The sequence below is a fragment of the Streptomyces sp. NPDC052114 genome, from assembly GCF_040680155.1.
GTDB lineage: Bacteria > Actinomycetota > Actinomycetes > Streptomycetales > Streptomycetaceae > Streptomyces.
The window spans coordinates 67,952-84,443 of sequence record NZ_JBFAWC010000026.1 but is presented as its reverse complement, the minus strand read 5'-3'; the positions used below and the strand labels follow the sequence as shown (position 1 = coordinate 84,443).

Annotated in this window: 19 protein-coding genes; 6 read left to right on the top strand and 13 right to left on the bottom strand. The window is 70.8% G+C overall.

Going from position 1 to position 16,492, the window contains the following annotated elements; all coding sequences use genetic code 11:
• Positions 1–25 precede the first annotated feature (25 nt).
• From AB0L89_RS37515 to AB0L89_RS37505, 3 genes are all read right to left on the bottom strand, one after another.
• On the bottom strand, positions 26–679 hold the full coding sequence (locus tag AB0L89_RS37515) for a hypothetical protein (protein WP_365151772.1): 654 nt from the start codon (positions 677–679) through the stop codon (positions 26–28).
• Positions 680–806: 127 nt separating this feature from the next.
• Positions 807–1,901 (bottom strand): CU044_5270 family protein, encoded by a 1,095-nt coding sequence (locus tag AB0L89_RS37510; RefSeq protein ID WP_365151770.1) that lies wholly within the window; start codon positions 1,899–1,901, stop codon positions 807–809.
• Positions 1,898–2,536, bottom strand: coding sequence for an RNA polymerase sigma factor (locus AB0L89_RS37505; protein ID WP_365151768.1), 639 nt, complete (start codon positions 2,534–2,536; stop codon positions 1,898–1,900). Before AB0L89_RS37505 ends, AB0L89_RS37510 begins: the two co-directional genes overlap by 4 nt.
• 153 nt (positions 2,537–2,689) lie before the next feature.
• Between AB0L89_RS37505 and AB0L89_RS37500 the strand changes: the two genes are divergently transcribed.
• Together AB0L89_RS37500 and AB0L89_RS37495 are read left to right on the top strand one after the other, a co-directional pair.
• Positions 2,690–3,700 (top strand): bifunctional lytic transglycosylase/C40 family peptidase, encoded by a 1,011-nt coding sequence (locus AB0L89_RS37500; protein WP_365151766.1) that lies wholly within the window; start codon positions 2,690–2,692, stop codon positions 3,698–3,700.
• 251 nt (positions 3,701–3,951) lie between these two features.
• Positions 3,952–4,665 carry a phosphatase PAP2 family protein gene (locus AB0L89_RS37495; RefSeq protein WP_365151763.1) on the top strand — a complete coding sequence of 238 codons (714 nt, stop codon included), beginning with the start codon at positions 3,952–3,954 and terminating at the stop codon, positions 4,663–4,665.
• A gap of 74 nt (positions 4,666–4,739) precedes the next feature.
• Here AB0L89_RS37495 and AB0L89_RS37490 read toward each other — a convergent pair whose 3' ends face one another.
• The 4 genes from AB0L89_RS37490 to AB0L89_RS37475 form a co-directional block, all read right to left on the bottom strand.
• Positions 4,740–5,246: a sortase gene (locus AB0L89_RS37490; RefSeq protein WP_365151761.1), complete on the bottom strand. Its 507-nt coding sequence runs from the start codon at positions 5,244–5,246 to the stop codon at positions 4,740–4,742.
• A gap of 71 nt (positions 5,247–5,317) precedes the next feature.
• Positions 5,318–6,220, bottom strand: coding sequence for a hypothetical protein (locus AB0L89_RS37485; protein WP_365151759.1), 903 nt, complete (start codon positions 6,218–6,220; stop codon positions 5,318–5,320).
• 119 nt (positions 6,221–6,339) lie between these two features.
• On the bottom strand, positions 6,340–7,911 hold the full coding sequence (locus AB0L89_RS37480) for an FAD-binding oxidoreductase (RefSeq protein ID WP_365151757.1): 1,572 nt from the start codon (positions 7,909–7,911) through the stop codon (positions 6,340–6,342).
• A gap of 65 nt (positions 7,912–7,976) precedes the next feature.
• Positions 7,977–8,132: a hypothetical protein gene (locus tag AB0L89_RS37475; RefSeq protein WP_365151755.1), complete on the bottom strand. Its 156-nt coding sequence runs from the start codon at positions 8,130–8,132 to the stop codon at positions 7,977–7,979.
• Between the two features lie 147 nt (positions 8,133–8,279).
• Here AB0L89_RS37475 and AB0L89_RS37470 point away from each other — a divergent pair, with 147 nt between their 5' ends.
• Together AB0L89_RS37470 and AB0L89_RS37465 are read left to right on the top strand one after the other, a co-directional pair.
• Positions 8,280–9,098, top strand: coding sequence for a hypothetical protein (locus AB0L89_RS37470; protein ID WP_365151753.1), 819 nt, complete (start codon positions 8,280–8,282; stop codon positions 9,096–9,098).
• Positions 9,099–9,202: 104 nt separating this feature from the next.
• On the top strand, positions 9,203–9,394 hold the full coding sequence (locus AB0L89_RS37465; RefSeq protein ID WP_365151751.1) for a hypothetical protein: 192 nt from the start codon (positions 9,203–9,205) through the stop codon (positions 9,392–9,394).
• 36 nt (positions 9,395–9,430) lie between these two features.
• Here AB0L89_RS37465 and AB0L89_RS37460 read toward each other — a convergent pair whose 3' ends face one another.
• Entirely contained in the window at positions 9,431–9,781 is a 351-nt protein-coding gene (locus AB0L89_RS37460; protein ID WP_365151749.1) for a metal-sensitive transcriptional regulator, read from the bottom strand.
• Positions 9,782–9,975: 194 nt separating this feature from the next.
• Here AB0L89_RS37460 and AB0L89_RS37455 point away from each other — a divergent pair, with 194 nt between their 5' ends.
• Positions 9,976–10,596, top strand: a complete 621-nt coding sequence (locus AB0L89_RS37455) for a DUF47 family protein (protein ID WP_055699552.1) — start codon at positions 9,976–9,978, stop codon at positions 10,594–10,596.
• A gap of 9 nt (positions 10,597–10,605) precedes the next feature.
• Complete coding sequence (locus AB0L89_RS37450) at positions 10,606–11,604, top strand: inorganic phosphate transporter (RefSeq protein ID WP_365151746.1); 999 nt, start codon at positions 10,606–10,608, stop codon at positions 11,602–11,604.
• Positions 11,605–11,725: 121 nt separating this feature from the next.
• Here the strand turns inward: AB0L89_RS37450 and pstB are convergent, their stop codons facing one another.
• The 5 genes from pstB to AB0L89_RS37425 form a co-directional block, all read right to left on the bottom strand.
• Positions 11,726–12,502 carry a phosphate ABC transporter ATP-binding protein PstB gene (pstB, locus tag AB0L89_RS37445; protein ID WP_365151744.1) on the bottom strand — a complete coding sequence of 259 codons (777 nt, stop codon included), beginning with the start codon at positions 12,500–12,502 and terminating at the stop codon, positions 11,726–11,728.
• 55 nt (positions 12,503–12,557) lie between these two features.
• Positions 12,558–13,631: a phosphate ABC transporter permease PstA gene (gene pstA, locus AB0L89_RS37440; RefSeq protein ID WP_365151742.1), complete on the bottom strand. Its 1,074-nt coding sequence runs from the start codon at positions 13,629–13,631 to the stop codon at positions 12,558–12,560.
• Entirely contained in the window at positions 13,628–14,650 is a 1,023-nt protein-coding gene (gene pstC, locus AB0L89_RS37435) for a phosphate ABC transporter permease subunit PstC (protein WP_365151740.1), read from the bottom strand. The genes pstA and pstC overlap by 4 nt, the downstream gene beginning before the upstream one ends.
• A 115-nt stretch (positions 14,651–14,765) precedes the next feature.
• The gene (gene pstS, locus AB0L89_RS37430; RefSeq protein WP_365151738.1) at positions 14,766–15,890 is read right to left on the bottom strand and encodes a phosphate ABC transporter substrate-binding protein PstS; all 1,125 of its coding nucleotides are present in this window, start codon (positions 15,888–15,890) and stop codon (positions 14,766–14,768) included.
• Positions 15,891–16,085: 195 nt separating this feature from the next.
• Positions 16,086–16,463, bottom strand: coding sequence for an NUDIX hydrolase (locus AB0L89_RS37425; RefSeq protein WP_365151819.1), 378 nt, complete (start codon positions 16,461–16,463; stop codon positions 16,086–16,088).
• Positions 16,464–16,492 lie beyond the last annotated feature (29 nt).

The window sequence follows — 16,492 nt, the reverse complement described above, 5'->3', positions numbered from 1 at the left end:
GAAGATCCCGTTCCGGCCCGGGGCGTCAGCCCCTGGGGGCTCCGTACCAACGCCATTCGGTCCGGCGCGGACGGCCGGGGAGCTCGCCGCGGCCGGTCGCCCACAGGAGGGTGGGCCAGGGGTCGGTGTCCGTGGGGGCGTCCGGGAAGAGGCGGTGGAGTACGCGGGCACAGAGGTCGGCGGGCGGGTTCCAGAGGTCACCGATGCCGAGGCCGCGCGTGATGTCGTCCGTGTGGACGAGGGTCTCCACGATGCCCATCGCGGCGAAGCCCTCCGGGTCGGCGGCGCCCCAGCCGTGGTGGGCGCGGACCGTGGCGGGCGTGGTCGCGACCATGCCGGTCAGGAGGGCGCCGCAGGACTCCAGGACCTGGAGCAGGCCGGAGACGCCGGCCTCGCGGTCGGCGAAGGTGACGTTGGCGGGGCCGGTGGAGCGGTGCCGGTACCAGAGGAAGGGGACCTCGGTGTCCTGGGGCGGGTGCTCGGGGCCCAGTTGGGCGGCGTACGCGAAGAGGTCGTCCGCGAGGTGCTCGGTGGTCTCCCAGCAGTCCCATTCCAGGCCCCCGGCCTTGACGCTCCAGTCCGCGCCCGCGGGGGCCTCGCGAAGCGCGGCGACGGCCAGGCGGACGGCTCGGGTGACGTCGTCGGGAGTGACGGGCAGAGGCGCGTGAGGGTCAGACATGCGGGGAACGTAGCAGTGGCCGGCCGGGGGCCTCAGGCATTTTCCGGCGGCTCCGGGCTTGGTGCCTTATTAACCGTGGCCCGGCACCGGGGGGGGGAGAGAAGGAGCCCTCCCCCCCCGCCCAGCCTCAGGCCCCAGACCCCGCCGCCGGCGTGTGGGACTTCTTCTCGTTCACGATCCGGCGGTCCAGGATGGCCGTCCGTTCCACCACCGTGCCCGGCTTCACGCCGTCCACCTCCTTGATCTGGACGCCTCGGCTGCCCAGGTACGCGTACGTCTTCTTGTCGAAGATCCACTCCCGGCGCTCGCCGGTCTGTTCGTCCGTGCGGGCCAGGGCGACGCCCGCGCGGCCCGCCGCGTCCTTGGCGTGGTCCACCACGACCACGCCCGGGATCCTCGCGCCCGCCCGGTACAGCGCGGCGCTGATCTTCGGCGGGGCGAGCTGCTCGGAGATCATGTCGCTGATGGTGTCGAAGGCCTGCTGGTCGCGGGAGGACTGGTTGTTCGTGTCGGCGTAGATCCGGTCGAGGAGGGCGTCCGTGTCCGTGGGGAGCTTGCTGACCTTGTTGTACGACCAGCCCTCCACGTCGCCGTCGAGCGTGATGCCGTCCTGCGGCTGGTACCCCGGCTCGTACAGCCAGCCCTTGAGGCCGTTCGGCGAGAGCCACACCTCGCGCGGGTGCAGCTTCTGGACCATGACCTTGCGCTCGTCGGTGTCCGCGTTCTCGTAGATCGAGAGGTAGGAGACCTTGCTCTTGACGTAGACGTACTGGTCCTGGCGGGGCGCCGTGAACTTCTGGGTCTCCGCGGCCCGCGAGACCTTCTCGGCGACGGCCGAGACCGTCTTCGCGCTCCCCGGCTCCAGCTGGACGACGGGCGCGGCCACGCGCGGCCCGCCCTCCGGGTCGCCCGCGTCGCCGGAGCCGCCGCTGCCGCCGAGCGTGTTCACCGCGACCACTACGGCCAGCGCCGCCGCCGTGACGGGAACGGCGATGAACAGGGCCCGGCGCAGCGGGCGCGGGGCGGGCCCGGCCGGAGCGGCGGGGAACTCCGGGGACGACGGTCCCGTCTGCTGCTGGATGTGGGTCATCAGGTGCCTCTCGAGCAGGAGTTGGCGATCGGGCGAGAGGGCCGGGTCGCCGGGCGCCGGCAGCAGCCGGGCCAACTCCACGTGGTCCAGCGGTTCCTGCCGCGCCGAACGGCTCCATGGAGCGCGCATCATCGGTTTCCCTCCCTGTCCGACCTGACCGCCTCGGTGCGGTCAACCTGTACTTGTCCGCCCATACGGGGCAGTTCCTCTTTTTCCGTGCGCATTCCGCGTCCCGCCGCCAGCTCCTCCTCGGCCAGCTTCCGCAGCCGCGTCCGCGCCCGGGACAGCCGGGAGCGCACCGTGCCGACCGGAACGCCGAGGGCCTCGGCGGTCTCCGCGTACCCGAGACCCGACCAGACGCAGAGCGTGAACACCTCGCGCTCGCCCCGCCGCAGGCGCCGCAGCGCGGACTGCGCGGCGGCCAGCTGCTCGGCGTCCGCCATCCGCCCGACGAGCTCGTCGGCGAAGTCGGGGACGGAGCCGGCCGCGGGCACGCGGTCCACCGCGTCGCGGTAGCGGCGCGCGGCCCGCGAGGTGTTGCGGAGCACGTTCACAGCGATGCCCATCAGCCATGGGCGGGGCGAATCGCCCTCGTCCCGCAGCTTCCCGCGCAGCCGCCACGCCTCCAGGAACGTCAGCGAGACCACGTCCTCGGCCGTGGCCCAGTCGCCGCTCACGCGCAGCGCGTGCCGGTAGACCAACGGGGAGTGGTCGCGGAACAGCTCGCGGAACGCCTCCGGGTCTCCGGCCCGGATCCGGGCGTGCAATGAGAATGAGTACGTCACATCAGGTGTTGTCCGCGGACGGGGTCGGGTTCCCGGTGTTCCGGAAGTTTTCCCGGGGAATGATCCCTGTCACTGTCGCACGTGCCCTTTACACTGAGCGGCGGCGGACTGCCGGTGGCTGAGGGGTGGTTGACGGTGCGTAAGGCGTGGCTGGCCGCGTCCGTCGGGATCGGCGGATCCCTCGGCTTCATCGGGCTGCTCGTCGTCGGGACGTACATGGCGGCGGGAGGCCTCGCCGGCGGCACGAGCGGCGGCTCCGTCGGCCTCGCCAAGGGCGCCGTGCCCGCGAGCTACCAGCCCCTCGTGCAGAAGTGGGGCAATCTCTGCAAGGCCATCAACCCCGCGCTGCTCGCCGCCCAGCTCTACCAGGAGAGCGGGTTCAACCCGCGCGCCAAGAGCCCGGCACAGGCGCTGGGGATAGCGCAGTTCATCCCCGGGACCTGGGCCGCGCACGGCGTCGACGGCGACGGCGACGGCGACCGGGACGTCTGGGACCCGAAGGACGCCATCCCCTCCGCGGCCTCGTACGACTGCAAGCTCGCCGGCTATGTGAAGGACGCCCCGGGCAACCCGACGAAGAACATGCTCGCCGCGTACAACGCGGGGGCGTACGCCGTCATCAAGTACGGCGGTGTCCCGCCCTACCGCGAGACGCAGAACTACGTGAAGACCATCACCACCCTCTCGAAGAGCTTCGCGCGGCCCGTGGGGCGCGTGCAGCCGTCGCAGCAGGCGGCGGGGGCGATCACGTACGCGCAGAAGAAGCTCGGCACCGAGTACCTGTGGGGCGGCAACGGCACCCCGGAGCAGAACGGCCGCTTCGACTGCTCGGGTCTCACGCTCGCCGCCTACCGCTCCGTCGGCATCACGCTGCCGCGCGTCGCCAACGACCAGTGGAACGCGGGACCGCACCCCAAGCGGGACGAACTGCTCCCCGGTGACCTGGTGTTCTTCTCGGACGACCTCACCAATTCGCGCGCCATCCGCCACGTGGGGATCTACGTCGGCGGGGGCTACATGATCGACGCCCCGAGGACGGGCGCGGTGATCCGTTTCGACCCGATCGACACACCGGATTATTTTGGCGCGACCCGTGTCACCAAGGACGGGGCGCAGGCCCTGCCGACCAAGCCGTCAGAGGTCTGAGAGGCCCCTGAGGGAGGGATTCCGGGACCGTGCGCAAGGGGTGATGTGGCTTGAACTCTCCGTTAAATCACTCCCCTGAGCTGCGGCGATGTATCTCTCTTCGATAACGTCTGCGTGATCTTTCGGTGGAGAGTGGAACGTAGGGGAGGGGACAGGGCGTTCCCTTGACTGGACCGACCAACCACGGGGGTTGATGGACGGGTGTGCGGTGAGTACGCCCATGGGCGAGAAGACGAAGGGGCCGCGGCGCCATGGCTGGACTCGATGAATCCGGGTCGAACCCCGACGTCAGTCTGCTCTACGACATCAATGGCCTGACGAAGGACTCCCCGTCCTGGTTCGACTCCGCGATGACGTTCGTCGGGGAGTACGGACTGCTGCTCGCCCTCGTGCTCCTGGTCGTGTGGTGCTGGTGGGGCCAGCGCAAGCGCGCCACCCTCGACGACGCCGCCTCGTCCGTCGCCGCCGTCGTGTGGGCGCCGCTCGCCGCGGGCATCGCCGTGCTGGTGAACGTCCCCATCCGAGGCTTCGTGGAACGGCCCCGCCCGTTCCTCGACCACGAGGGCATCGACCCCCTGATCGACGGCAAGACCGACTACTCCTTCGTCAGCGACCACGCGACGCTCGCGATGGCCATCGGCGCCGGACTCTTCGTCGCCAACCGGAAGTTCGGCCTCGTCGGCCTCGGCCTCGCCGCCCTGGAGGGCTTCTGCCGGGTCTTCATGGGCGTCCACTACCCGACGGACGTCGTCGGCGGCTTCGCGCTCGGCACCGCCGTCGCCCTGCTGCTCTCCCCGCTCGCCATGGCGCTGCTCACCCCGCTCACCAAGGCGATCGGCCGGACCGGGCGCCTGGGCCGACTGGTGTGGGACCGGAAAGTGGACCCCGTCGCGGCACCGCTGAGCGAGACGAAGCCGTCGCCGGCGGCCGCGGCCGACCCGGACGAGCGGGACCTCGCGGCCTAGCCCCCGGTACGCCGGGCGCGGCCTAGCCCCCGGTACGCCGGGCGCGGCCTAGCCCCCGGTACGCCGGGCGCGGCCTAGCCCCCGGTACGCCGGGCGCCGTCCGCCGTCCGCGTGGCGCGCACCACCACGTTCGAGTCCCAGTGCCCGTCCTCGCCGATGCGGCCGCCGCAGCTGAGCAGGCGCAGTTGGGGCTCGGCGGCGGGCGCGTAGACCTCGGCCGTGGGGAAGGCCGTCGTGCGGTACGTGTCGACGGCCGTCACCTCGAACGCCGTACGCGCACCCCCGGCCGTCACCGTCTCGATCCGGTCGCCGGGCCGCAGCCGGTCCAGGCGGGCGAACACGGCGTCCCGGTAGCCCCTGCCGCCGCCCTCCGCGGGCGCGTCGCGGTGCCCCACCAGGACGGCCGGGCCCCGGGCTCCCGGGCGGGGACCCAGGGTGTACCAGCCGACCTTCGCCGCGTCACGGAACGACGGCACCTCCAGGGCGCCCCGCCGGTCGAGGCCGACCGGCAGGAGACCGGCGTCCACGCCGATCGCCGGGATGCGCAGGCGCTCGCCCCGCTCCGGCGGCCGGTCGCCCACGGAGGGCGCCGCCGCGAGGAGCGCGGCCGCCGCGAGCAGCAGGGGCGCCGCCGTCCGCCGCAGGGCGCGGCTCAGTGGTGCTCCGCCCCGGTCCCGCGGGTCCTGCGGCGGCGCAGCAGCCAGATCCCGGCGCCCGCCGCGGCCCCGGTGACGCCCGCGGAGGCGATGGCGAGCGGACCGGACGAGGGGTGCTCGCCGGCGGCCGTGGCGTGCGGGGCACCGCCCCGGGCGGCGCCGGACGGGGTGGCCTTGAGGGCGCCGGTGTCGGTGCCGGTACCCGCGCCGCTGTCGGTGTCCGTCCCGGTGTCCGTCCCCGTGCCCGTCCCGGCGGACGCGTCGGCGGAGGGCGCCGTCGGCATCGGGGTCGCGGAGGAGTCGGCGGAGACGTTCGTGGACGGCGACTGCGAGGCGTCGGGAGAGGCCTCGGCGGACCCTTCCGCGGACGCCTCGGCAGAAGCGGACGCCTCGGCGGACGCCTCCGGAGACGCCGACTCGTCCGTGGTGTCGTTCGCGGCCCCCGCGCCCAGCTCCTTGCCGTCCGCGCCGAGCAGGCTCCAGCCCTCGACGTCCTGGCCCTTGGGGTCCTGCCCCTTCTCGTCGTCCTTGAAGTAGTAGAGGGGCCGGGTCTCATAGATGACCTGGGGCTGGTCGGCGTCGGCGGCGTCGTCCCCGGTCTGCGCGGTCTGGCCGGTGACGTCGTCGGCCTTGGTCGGATAGCCGATCGCGGCGGGCCACTGGGCGGCGCACTCCCCGGCGCAGTCGGGGGTGTCGGGCTTGTCGGCGTCGCGCGTGTAGAGCGGGTTGCCGTCCTTGTCGGCGAGGGCCTTGCCCTTGGGGGTGTCGATGAGGGTCAGCTCGCCGGGCTCGGTGGGCTTGTCCAGGGCGAGCGCGGGGCCCGCCGGACAGAGCACGAGGGCGGCGGCGGCCGTGGCGGTGACGGCGGCTATTCGGGCGGTGCTGCGCGGTGGGGTCATGCCCTCAGGCCACCCGCGTCCAGCGGGGTGGGCCACCTGAGGGCGTGTCGGTAGGGCCGAACGGGTTGGAAAACCAGCCCGTCCGGCGCTCACGGTGACCCCGCCCCGCCCCGGGCGGGCTACAGAGCCTGCGGGAAGTCGAAGAACCGCTTCGGGTCGTACTGCTTCTTCAGCTTCTTCAGCCGCGGCGCCGCGTCCCCGTAGTACGCCGCGCGCCAGTTGGTCAGCGTGGCGTCCGTGTAGTTCTGGTAGGCCGCGCCGGACGCGTACCGCCCCATCGCCCCGTGGGCCGTTTTCAGCCATGCCTGGGCCGGCTTGCCGGAGGTGCCCGCGCGCCAGGACGCGATGTACTGCGCCAGCATCCGCGAGCGGCGGTGCACGAAGGCCGTCGCCGTCGGGTCGACGCGGTTGATGGCGCCGCCGAGCGCGGTGAGCGCGATGCTGCCCGCGCTCGCGCCCGTCACGTTCTCGATCTGCGAGAGGAGCGCCCTGATGCCCGCCGCCGAAAGCGACCGGTCGAAGAAGTCCGAACTCGCCGCGTACGTCTCGCGCTTGAGGGCGCCCTGCGGGGTGCGGCCGGGCGTCGCGCCGGGCAGGTGGCACTGGGCGTCCGCCGCGAAGGACGAGCAGCCCGCGTACACCTCCATCGACTCCTCGTACGTACGCCGCTTGAGGGAGACGCTGCGCGCGGGGGCGCCGATCCGGTCGGCGAGGCGGTCGACGGCGTTCTGCAACTCGCCGTAGGTGCCGAGCGAGAAGCAGGCGACGGAGACGGTGGGCGTGCCGCCGGGGGTGTTCGCGAGGTGGGCGGAGGACCAGATCTCGTCGGGCTGGTCGGGGCCCCACTCCTGCCAGGCCTTGATGACGGCCGCCGCCTTCGACCAGGGCCACGTCATGTACGCGGAGACGCCCTGGGGCGCGGCGTGCGTGCGGTAGCTCAGCTCGGTGACCACGCCGAAGTTGCCGTTGCCCGCGCCGCGCAGCGCCCAGAACAGGTCCTTGTTCTCGGACTTGGAGGCGGTCAGCTGCTTGCCGTCGGCCGTGATGAGGGTGGCGGAGGTGAGGCTGTCGCAGGTCAGGCCGTAGGCCCGGGAGACGACGCCGTGGCCGCCGCCGAGGGTGAGGCCGGAGATGCCGACGGTCGGGCAGGAGCCCGCGGGTATGGTGACGCCCTTCGCGGCGAGCGAGCGGTAGACGTCGATGAGCTTGGCGCCCCCGCCGATCGTGGCGGTGGTGCCGCTCGCCCGTATCTTGTTCAGCTTCGACACGTCGATGACGAGCCGGCCGGTGCCGGAGGACCAGCCCGCGTACGAGTGGCCGCCGTTGCGGATCGCGACCGGGGTGCGGTGGGCGCGGGCGTACGCGAAGGCGGTGCGGATGTCGTCCGCGTGCGCGACGTAGGCGACGGCGGTGGGCCGCAGGTCGTCGTAGCGCGTGTTGTACAGCTGGCGGGCCGCCGCCCACTTGGCCTCGCCGGGCTGGACGAGGGTGCCGTCCAGGTCGCGGGCGAGGGCCTTGAGGGTGGCGGGGGCGGACGCGGCGGCGCTGGCCGTCCTGACGGGCGTCCCGGTCCCGGTGCCGCTGCGCGACGCGGTGCCGCCGCTGCCGCCCGAGCCCGCGGCGCTGCACCCCGCGACCGTCGCCGCGGCCAGCGTGGCCGCCGTTGTGCCGATGAACGTACGTCGTTCCATGACGCCTCCCGTCGCTTCCCGGAGAACGAGACGGTGTGCGGGGCCGACGGGTTCCCCGGCGGGGATCAGGGAGACGCCTCGTGCTCGGCCGCGTCGGAGCGGGCCTTGCTGCGGGCTCTGCGGGCCGGTCCCCGCCAGCCGCAGGAACAGTGCGCGGAGACGAAACGGCCCTTCTCGACCGTCGTCGTGCGGTGGGAGGCGGGGGCTTGCTGGTCGGCCACGCCGTCACCGTACCGAGCGCGGGTGAACGGCCGTCGGCGGGCGTGTGCCGACTCGTCCGCGTGACGGGTCAACGTACCGATCGTTAGGCGGACGACGGGGGATAGGCAGGCGCGGGAACGCCCGGAACGCTTGGGGGTACACGAGCGATGGCGCAGCGGCACAGGCACACGGGCGCAGCGGTCGCCGCGCTCGCGGCGGCGGGACTGGTCGCCGTCACCGCGGGATGTTCGCAGACCGGCGCGGCCGCCGACGGGCGCCACGTCGGCGACCCCGGGGGCGCGGTGCGCGGGGCGGCCGACTCCCTCGTCCGGGCGGGCGGCGCCACGGCGCGTACGTCGATGGAGATGGCCAGCGGTGGTACGCGCGTCACCATCCGCGGCAGCGGCGTCTACGACTTCAGGCGCCAGCGGGGCCGGTTCGAGGTGGTCCTGCCGGCGGAGACCGCGGGGGACGGCGGGCACCGGCCCATCACCGAGCTGATGACCGCGGGCGCGCTCTACATGAAGAACCGCGGGGCCGGAGTGCCCGCCGACAAGTGGGTGCGGATCGAGACACGTTCGCTCTCGGACGGGAATCTGGTCACCGGCGGTGCCACGGATCCCCTCGCGGCGGCGGAGCTGCTGCGCGGCGCGGAGAAGGTGGTGTTCGTGGGGGAGGAGCGGGTCGGCGGGGCCGAGGTGCGGCACTACCGCGGGGTCGCGGACCTGAAGGACGCGGCGAAGGCGGCCTCCGCAGGTCATCGGGGTGCGCTGGGCGTCGCGGCGGCGAAAGGGTTCAGCAAGGGGAGCGTGCCCTTCGACGTCTACCTCGACGAGCTGGGGCGGGTGCGCAAGCTGAGGCAGCAGTTCTCGGTGGCCGACGCGAATGTGGCGTCCACCACGTTGCTGTACGACTTCGGGGCACCGGCGGAGGTGCGAATTCCGGCCGAGAAGGACATCTTCGCCGGGAAGATTGCCGGGCCGTAGTCGCGAACGGCCGGTGGAAATGGTCCGTCCGTGCCATGCGCGGTGTGTAGACCGCTCCCTACTCTAGGAAACCGGTATCGGCAGGAACGGGTCAGGAAGAGGTGATGAACGTGGCTCCGATGCGTGGCGGTACGGCTGTTCAGGACCACGTCGCCCTCGCCGAGATCGAGCTGTGCGGCGAACTCATCATCGCGGCGAGCGCGGCGGCCGAACGTCTGAGCTTCGACCGCATCGACGAGGTCCTGAAGGTGTCCGACGGCTGTGAGCAGCCCCCTTTCGACGAGGACCGCGACTAGCCCCGCCGGCCGGCCGGGGCAGGACCGCCGCGCGGGTCACGTCCGCATCATCCGGGCGATCGCCTTCGTCGCCTCCTCGACCTTCGCGTCGATCTCCGTGCCGCCCTTGACGGCCGCGTCGGCCACGCAGTGCCGCAGGTGCTCCTCCAGGAGCTGCAGCGCGAAGGACTGGAGGGCCTTCGTGCTCGCGGAGACCTGCGTGAGTATGTCGATGCAGTAGACGTCCTCCTCGACCATGCGCTGCAGGCCGCGGATCTGGCCCTCGATGCGGCGCAGCCGCTTGAGGTGCTCGTCCTTCTGCTTGTGGTAGCCGTGCACCCCGTGCGCGTGGTCGGAGGGCGCTTCGGGGGTGGTCGTGGCCGCCTCGGCCGCCTCGGTGGTGGTCATCGCGTCCTCCTGTTGGACATTCCCGCATTTCTGCAGATCCATATACCCCTGGTGGGTATATGGTAGCCGATTTCTCGGGGGGTGTGCTGATCACTGTGCCTGATGGGCGACACTGGGGGGCGGCCGGTTAGCCGTGGCCGGATGATGCGCCTAGCATCAGCCTGACCGCATCCAAAGCACCCCGAGGACCCCACGTGCGCTTTCGTCTGACCCCCAGGGAGACGAGCTTCTACGACATGTTCGCCGCATCCGCGGACAACATCGTCACGGGCTCGAAGCTCCTGATGGAACTGCTCGGAGCGGACTCTTCCGCACGGGCCGAGATCGCAGAGCGTATGCGGGCCGCGGAACACGCGGGAGACGACGCCACGCATGCGATCTTCCACCAGCTGAACTCCTCCTTCATCACGCCGTTCGACCGCGAGGACATCTACTCCCTCGCGTCGTCCCTCGACGACATCATGGACTTCATGGAGGAGGCCGTCGACCTGGTCGTCCTTTATCAGGTCGAGGAACTTCCCAAGGGCGTCGAGCAGCAGATCGAGGTCCTGTCGCGGGCCGCCGAACTGACGGCCGAGGCCATGCCGAACCTCCGCACCATGGACAACCTCACCGAGTACTGGATCGAGGTCAACCGTCTGGAGAACCAGGCCGACCAGATCCACCGCAAGCTGCTCGCCCACCTCTTCAACGGCAAGTACGACGCCATCGAGGTGCTGAAGCTCAAGCAGATCGTGGATGTGCTGGAAGAGGCGGCCGACGCGTTCGAGCACGTCGCCAACACGGTGGAGACCATCGCGGTCAAGGAGTCCTGAGGCACCGCCATGGACACCTTTGCTTTGGTCGTGACCATCGGCGTCGCGCTCGGATTTACGTATACGAACGGCTTCCACGACTCCGCGAACGCCATCGCCACGTCCGTCTCCACGCGTGCGCTGACGCCACGCGCGGCGCTGGCGATGGCCGCCGTGATGAACCTCGCCGGTGCCTTCATGGGCAGCGGGGTCGCCAAGACGGTGAGCGAGGGGATCATCGAGACCCCGCACGGCGACAAGGGGATGTGGATCCTCTTCGCGGCGCTCATCGGCGCGATCGTGTGGAACCTGATCACCTGGTACTTCGGACTGCCCTCGTCCTCCTCGCACGCGCTGTTCGGCGGCATGGTCGGCGCGGCGCTCGCGGGCGGGATCGGCGTCATCTGGTCCGGGGTCGTCGACAAGATCGTCATCCCGATGTTCCTGTCGCCGGTGGTCGGCCTCGTCGCCGGTTACCTGGTCATGTGCGCGATCATGTGGATGTTCCGCAAGGCCAACCCGCACAAGGCCAAGCGCGGCTTCCGCATCGCCCAGACGGTGTCCGCGGCCGGCATGGCCCTCGGCCACGGTCTGCAGGACGCGCAGAAGACGATGGGCATCGTCGTGATGGCCCTGGTCATCTCCGACGTGCAGAGCGCGGACGCGCCGATCCCGGTCTGGGTCAAGATCGCCTGTGCCGTGATGCTCTCGGCCGGTACGTACGCGGGCGGCTGGCGCATCATGCGGACGCTCGGCCGGAAGATCATCGAGCTGGACCCGCCGCAGGGCTTCGCCGCGGAGACGACGGGCGCGGGCATCATGTTCACGACCGCGTTCATGTTCCACGCGCCGATCTCGACGACGCACGTCATCACCTCCGCGATCATGGGTGTGGGGGCGACCAAGCGGGTCAACGCGGTGCGGTGGGGCGTCGCCAAGAACATCATCCTGGGCTGGTTCATCACGATGCCCGCGGCCGCGATCGTCGCGGCTTTGAGTTTCTGGGTCGTGAATCTCGCCTTCTTGTAGGCGCGTGACGGCACCGCAGGAACGGAGGAAGGGCCCGCCCCCGGGAGCCAGGGGCGGGCCCTTCTTGTTGCCCCTGCGGTGGCACCGCCATGCAGCACCGCGGGGAGTCGCTGCCGTCGGCTCAGCCGAAGCGGCCCGAGATGTAGTCCTCGGTCGCCTGGACCGACGGGTTGGAGAAGATCCGCTCCGTGTCGTCGATCTCGACGAGCTTGCCGGGCTGGCCGACGGCGGCGAGGTTGAAGAAGGCCGTGCGGTCCGAGACGCGGGCCGCCTGCTGCATGTTGTGCGTCACGATGACGATCGTGAAGCGCTCCTTCAGCTCGCCGATCAGGTCCTCGATCGCGAGCGTCGAGATCGGGTCGAGGGCCGAGCAGGGCTCGTCCATCAGCAGGACCTGCGGCTCGACCGCGATGGCCCGCGCGATGCACAGACGCTGCTGCTGGCCGCCGGAGAGGCCGGAGCCGGGCTTGTTCAGGCGGTCCTTGACCTCGTTCCAGAGGTTCGCGCCCTTGAGGGACTTCTCGACGATGTCGTTCAGTTCGCTCTTCTTGTACGAGCCGTTGAGCTTCAGGCCCGCCGCGACGTTGTCGAAGATCGACATCGTGGGGAACGGGTTGGGGCGCTGGAAGACCATGCCGACCGTGCGGCGCACGGCCACCGGGTCCACGCCGCTGCCGTAGAGGTCCTCGTCGTCCAGGAGCACCTTGCCCTCGACGCGGCCGCCGGGGGTGACCTCGTGCATGCGGTTCAGGGTGCGCAGGAAGGTGGACTTGCCGCAGCCGGACGGGCCGATGAAGGCGGTCACCGAACGGGGCTCCACGGTCATCGAGATGTCGTCGATCGCCTTGTGGGAGCCGTAGTAGGCGGTCAGGCCCGATACGTCGATTCGCTTGGCCATGGGGATCACTGCTTCTTTCGGGATGGAACGTGCGAGGGTCGCTGATGTGGCCGCGTCAGCGGCCCGTCTTGGGGGCCTTCCAGCGGGCTACGCCGCGGGCCGCCAGGTTGAGGATCATGATGAAGCCGATGAGGGCGAGGGCCGCGGCCCAGGCGCGGTCGTACGACGCGTCGGTGCCGGCCGCGTACTGCTGGTAGATGTACAGCGGCAGCGAGCCCTGCGAGCCCTCGAAGGGGTTCGTGTTGATCATGGGGTTCACCCAGACCAGGAGCAGGACCGGCGCGGTCTCACCGGCGATGCGGGCCACCGAGAGCATGACGCCCGTGGTGATGCCGCCGATCGCGGTGGGCAGGACGACCTTGAGGATGGTCCGCCACTTCGGGACGCCGAGGGCGAGGGAGGCCTCGCGCAGCTCGTTCGGGACGAGCTTGAGCATCTCCTCGGTGGAGCGGACGATCACCGGCATCATCAGGATGGCGAGCGCCATGGCGCCGGCCCAGCCGGAGTAGCCGAAGCCGAGGATCAGGATCCAGAAGCTGAGGACGAACAGGCCCGCGACGATCGAGGGGATGCCGGTCATGACGTCGACGAAGAACGTGACGGTCTTGGCGAGCTTCCCGCGCCCGTACTCGACGAGGTAGACCGCGGTGAGCAGGCCGATCGGCACGGCGATCAGGGAGGCAAGGAGCACCTGCTCCAGGGTGCCGATGATCGCGTGGTAGATGCCGCCGCCGGTCTCGTCGTCGGAGAGCAGGCCCATCGAGGTGGTGAGGAAGTACCCGTCGAAGACCTTGATGCCGCGCTTGACGGTCTCGAAGATCAGCGAGGCCAGCGGGACGACGGCCAGCAGGAACATGACCCACACCAGCGAGGTGGCGAGGCGGTCCCTGGCCTGGCGGGTGCCCTCGACGGCCACCGCGAGGGCGTACGAGCCGGCGATGAAGAGCAGGGCGGCGATCAGGCCCCACTGGATGCGGCTCTCCAGGCCCGCGCCCGCGCCGATGGCGACGGCGACGGCGGCCGAGCCGGCCGCGACGGCCGCGGGGGACCAGCGGGGCAGGGTCGCGGCCTTGAGCGTGCTGGGCCGCTTGACCAGCGGGTTGGGCGGGGTGGGTGTCGTGGTGCTCATGCGTTGGCCCCCGAGTACTCCTTGCGGCGCGCGATGATCAGGCGGGCCGCGCCGTTGACCAGCAGCGTGATGATGAACAGGACCAGGCCGGAGGCGATGAGCGCGTCCTGGCCGTACTCGCTGGCCTCGTTGAACTTGCTGGCGATGTTCTGCGCGAAGGTGCCGCCGCCGTAGTCGAGCACGGAGGCCTGGATCACGAAGGTCGGGGAGAGCACGGTGGCGACGGCGATCGTCTCGCCGAGCGCGCGGCCGAGGCCCAGCATCGAGGCGGAGATGATGCCGGAGCGGCCGAAGGGGAGCACCGACATGCGGATGACCTCCCAGCGCGTGGCGCCGAGGGCCAGTGCGGCCTCCTCGTGCATCTTCGGGACCTGGAGGAAGACCTCGCGGGTCACGTTCGTGATGATCGGCAGGATCATGATCGCGAGGAGGATGCCGACGGTCATCAGGGAGCGCGGGGCGCCGCCCTGGTACGAGAAGACGCCGGTCCAGCCGAAGTAGTCGTCGAGCCAGCTGTAGAGGCCGGTGAGGTTGGGCGCGACCACGAGGGCGCCCCACAGGCCGTACACGATCGAGGGCACGGCGGCCAGCAGGTCGATCACGTAGGCGATGGGGGTGGCCAGCTTGCGCGGCGCGTAGTGCGAGATGAAGAGCGCGATGCCGATGGCGACGGGCACGGCGATCACCAGGGCGATCACCGAGCTGACCACGGTGCCGAAGACCAGGACGGCGATGCCGAAGTACGGCTTGCCGCCGGTGGTGTTGCCGGCCGGGTCCCACTCGAAGGTGGTGAGGAAGTTGCCCGTGTTGTCGGAGAGCGCGAGGGTCGTGCGGTAGGTCAGGAACGCCGCGATGGCGGCCATGATCACCAGGAGCGCGATGCCGGAGCCACGGGAGAGTCCGAGGAAGATCCGGTCACCGGCGCGGGTGGTGCCGCGGGCGGAGGCCTTGCTCGCCGGGGCGATCGGCTCGACGTCGTCGACGGGGGGAGGAGCGGTCGTATTGCTTGGTATGTCCATGGGGGTTCTCCGGTCTGCGGAGGCGCCGTGCGGCTGTCGCAGGCGCTCCGTGGCGGCGGTGCACCGGACGGTGCGGCCGGCCCGGCCTTGCGGGGGCCGGCCGCACTCGGGTCAGCTAGCTCAGGCTCGCGACGGTGGAGCGGACCTTGGCGATGATCTCTGCGGGGATCGGGGCGTAGTCGTTGTCCTTGAGGACCTTCTGGCCGTCCTCGCTGGCGATGTAGGTCAGGAAGGACTTGGCGGCGGGCAGCGTCTCCGCCTTGTTGCCCTTCTCGCAGACGATCTCGTACGTCACCAGGGTGATCGGGTACGCGCCCTCGGCGGTGGGCTTGTAGTTCAGCTCCAGGGCGAGGTCCTTGCCCTTGCCGACGACCTTGGCCTCGGAGATGGCCTTGGAGGCGTTGTCGACGGTGGCCTTCACCGGCTCCTTGGCGCCCGTCTTCAGGTCGACGGTCTTGATGCCCTCACCGGCGTAGGAGAGCTCGAAGTACGAGATGGCGCCCGCGGTCTGCTTGACCTGGCCCGCGACACCGGCGGAGCCGTTCGCGGACTGGCCGCCCTTGGGCTCCCACTGCTTGCCCGGCTCGTACGGCCAGGCGTCGGGGGCGGCGCCCTTCAGGTACTTGGTGAAGTTGTCGGTGGTGCCCGACTCGTCGGAGCGGTGGAAGGCCTGGATCTTGGTGCTGGGGAGCTTGACGTCGGGGTTGAGCTTCGCGATCGCCTTGTCGTCCCAGGTCTTGATCTTGTCGTTGAAGATGTCGGCCAGGGTCTTGGCGTCCAGGGTCAGGTTGTCGACGCCGGGGACGTTGTAGCCGATGGCGATCGGGCCGCCCACCATGGGCAGGTCGATGGCCTGGCTGTCCTTGCAGACCTTCTTCGACTTCTCGATCTCCTCCGGCTTGAGCGCCGAGTCGGAGCCCGCGAAGGCGGTCTGGCCCTGCAGGAACGCGGTGATGCCGGCGCCCGAACCCGTCGGGTTGTAGTTCAGCTGCACGTCCTTGCAGTTGGTCGTGTAGACCTTCCGCCAGGCGTCGATCGCGTTCTTCTGCGCGGAGGAACCGGAGGCGGCGAGCTGGCCCTTGGCGTCGTCGCACTTGATGTTGGCGTTGGCGTTGGTCTCCTTGCCGCCGCCCGAGCCGCTCGTGTCGTCGGAGCCGCACGCCGTGAGGGCCAGGGCGCCGGAGACGGCGATGGCGCCGAGGGAGAGGGCGCGGAGCCGGTTCTTGCGCTGAAGCTTCACTTCGGGTCTTCCTTCCGGGAGCCGCCGACCCTTTGCTGGCGGCGTGCGATGTCTTGCGTGTTGAGGTCTTACGTCGTGTTGTAAGGCCGAAATTAGGCAGGACAGGTGAAGCGGCCGATGGGCATGAGTGAACGGAGGGTGAACCTCGGCGGTCGGCCTGGTTAGAACGATGTGTGACAAAAAGTAGCGGCAGAGCTACGCAGGGTTAAGCATGCTGAGCAGGGCGTCCACGAGCTGCCGGTCCCGGAGCTGGGTGAGGCGGTTGCGGGCCGCGAGGGGCGGCAGCCAGAGGACGCGGTCGACCTCGCGGTTGGGGGTGAAGTGCCCCCCGGTGGACTCGGCGGCCCAGTAGGTGACCTGCTTGGGGCGGCCGTGCGCGAGATAGCGGGCCGTGGGCAGGCGGGGGCCGGGGGCGCACCGGTGACCGGTCTCCTCCTCGACCTCGCGCAGGGCGCCCGCCAGAGGGTCCTCGTCGCGCTTCAGCTTGCCCTTGGGGTGCGACCAGTCGTCGTACTTGGGCCGGTGGACGAGGCAGATCTCCAGCTCGCCGTCGACCGGGGAGCGGCGCCACAGGACGCAGCCGGCCGCGTGGACGGTGGCCT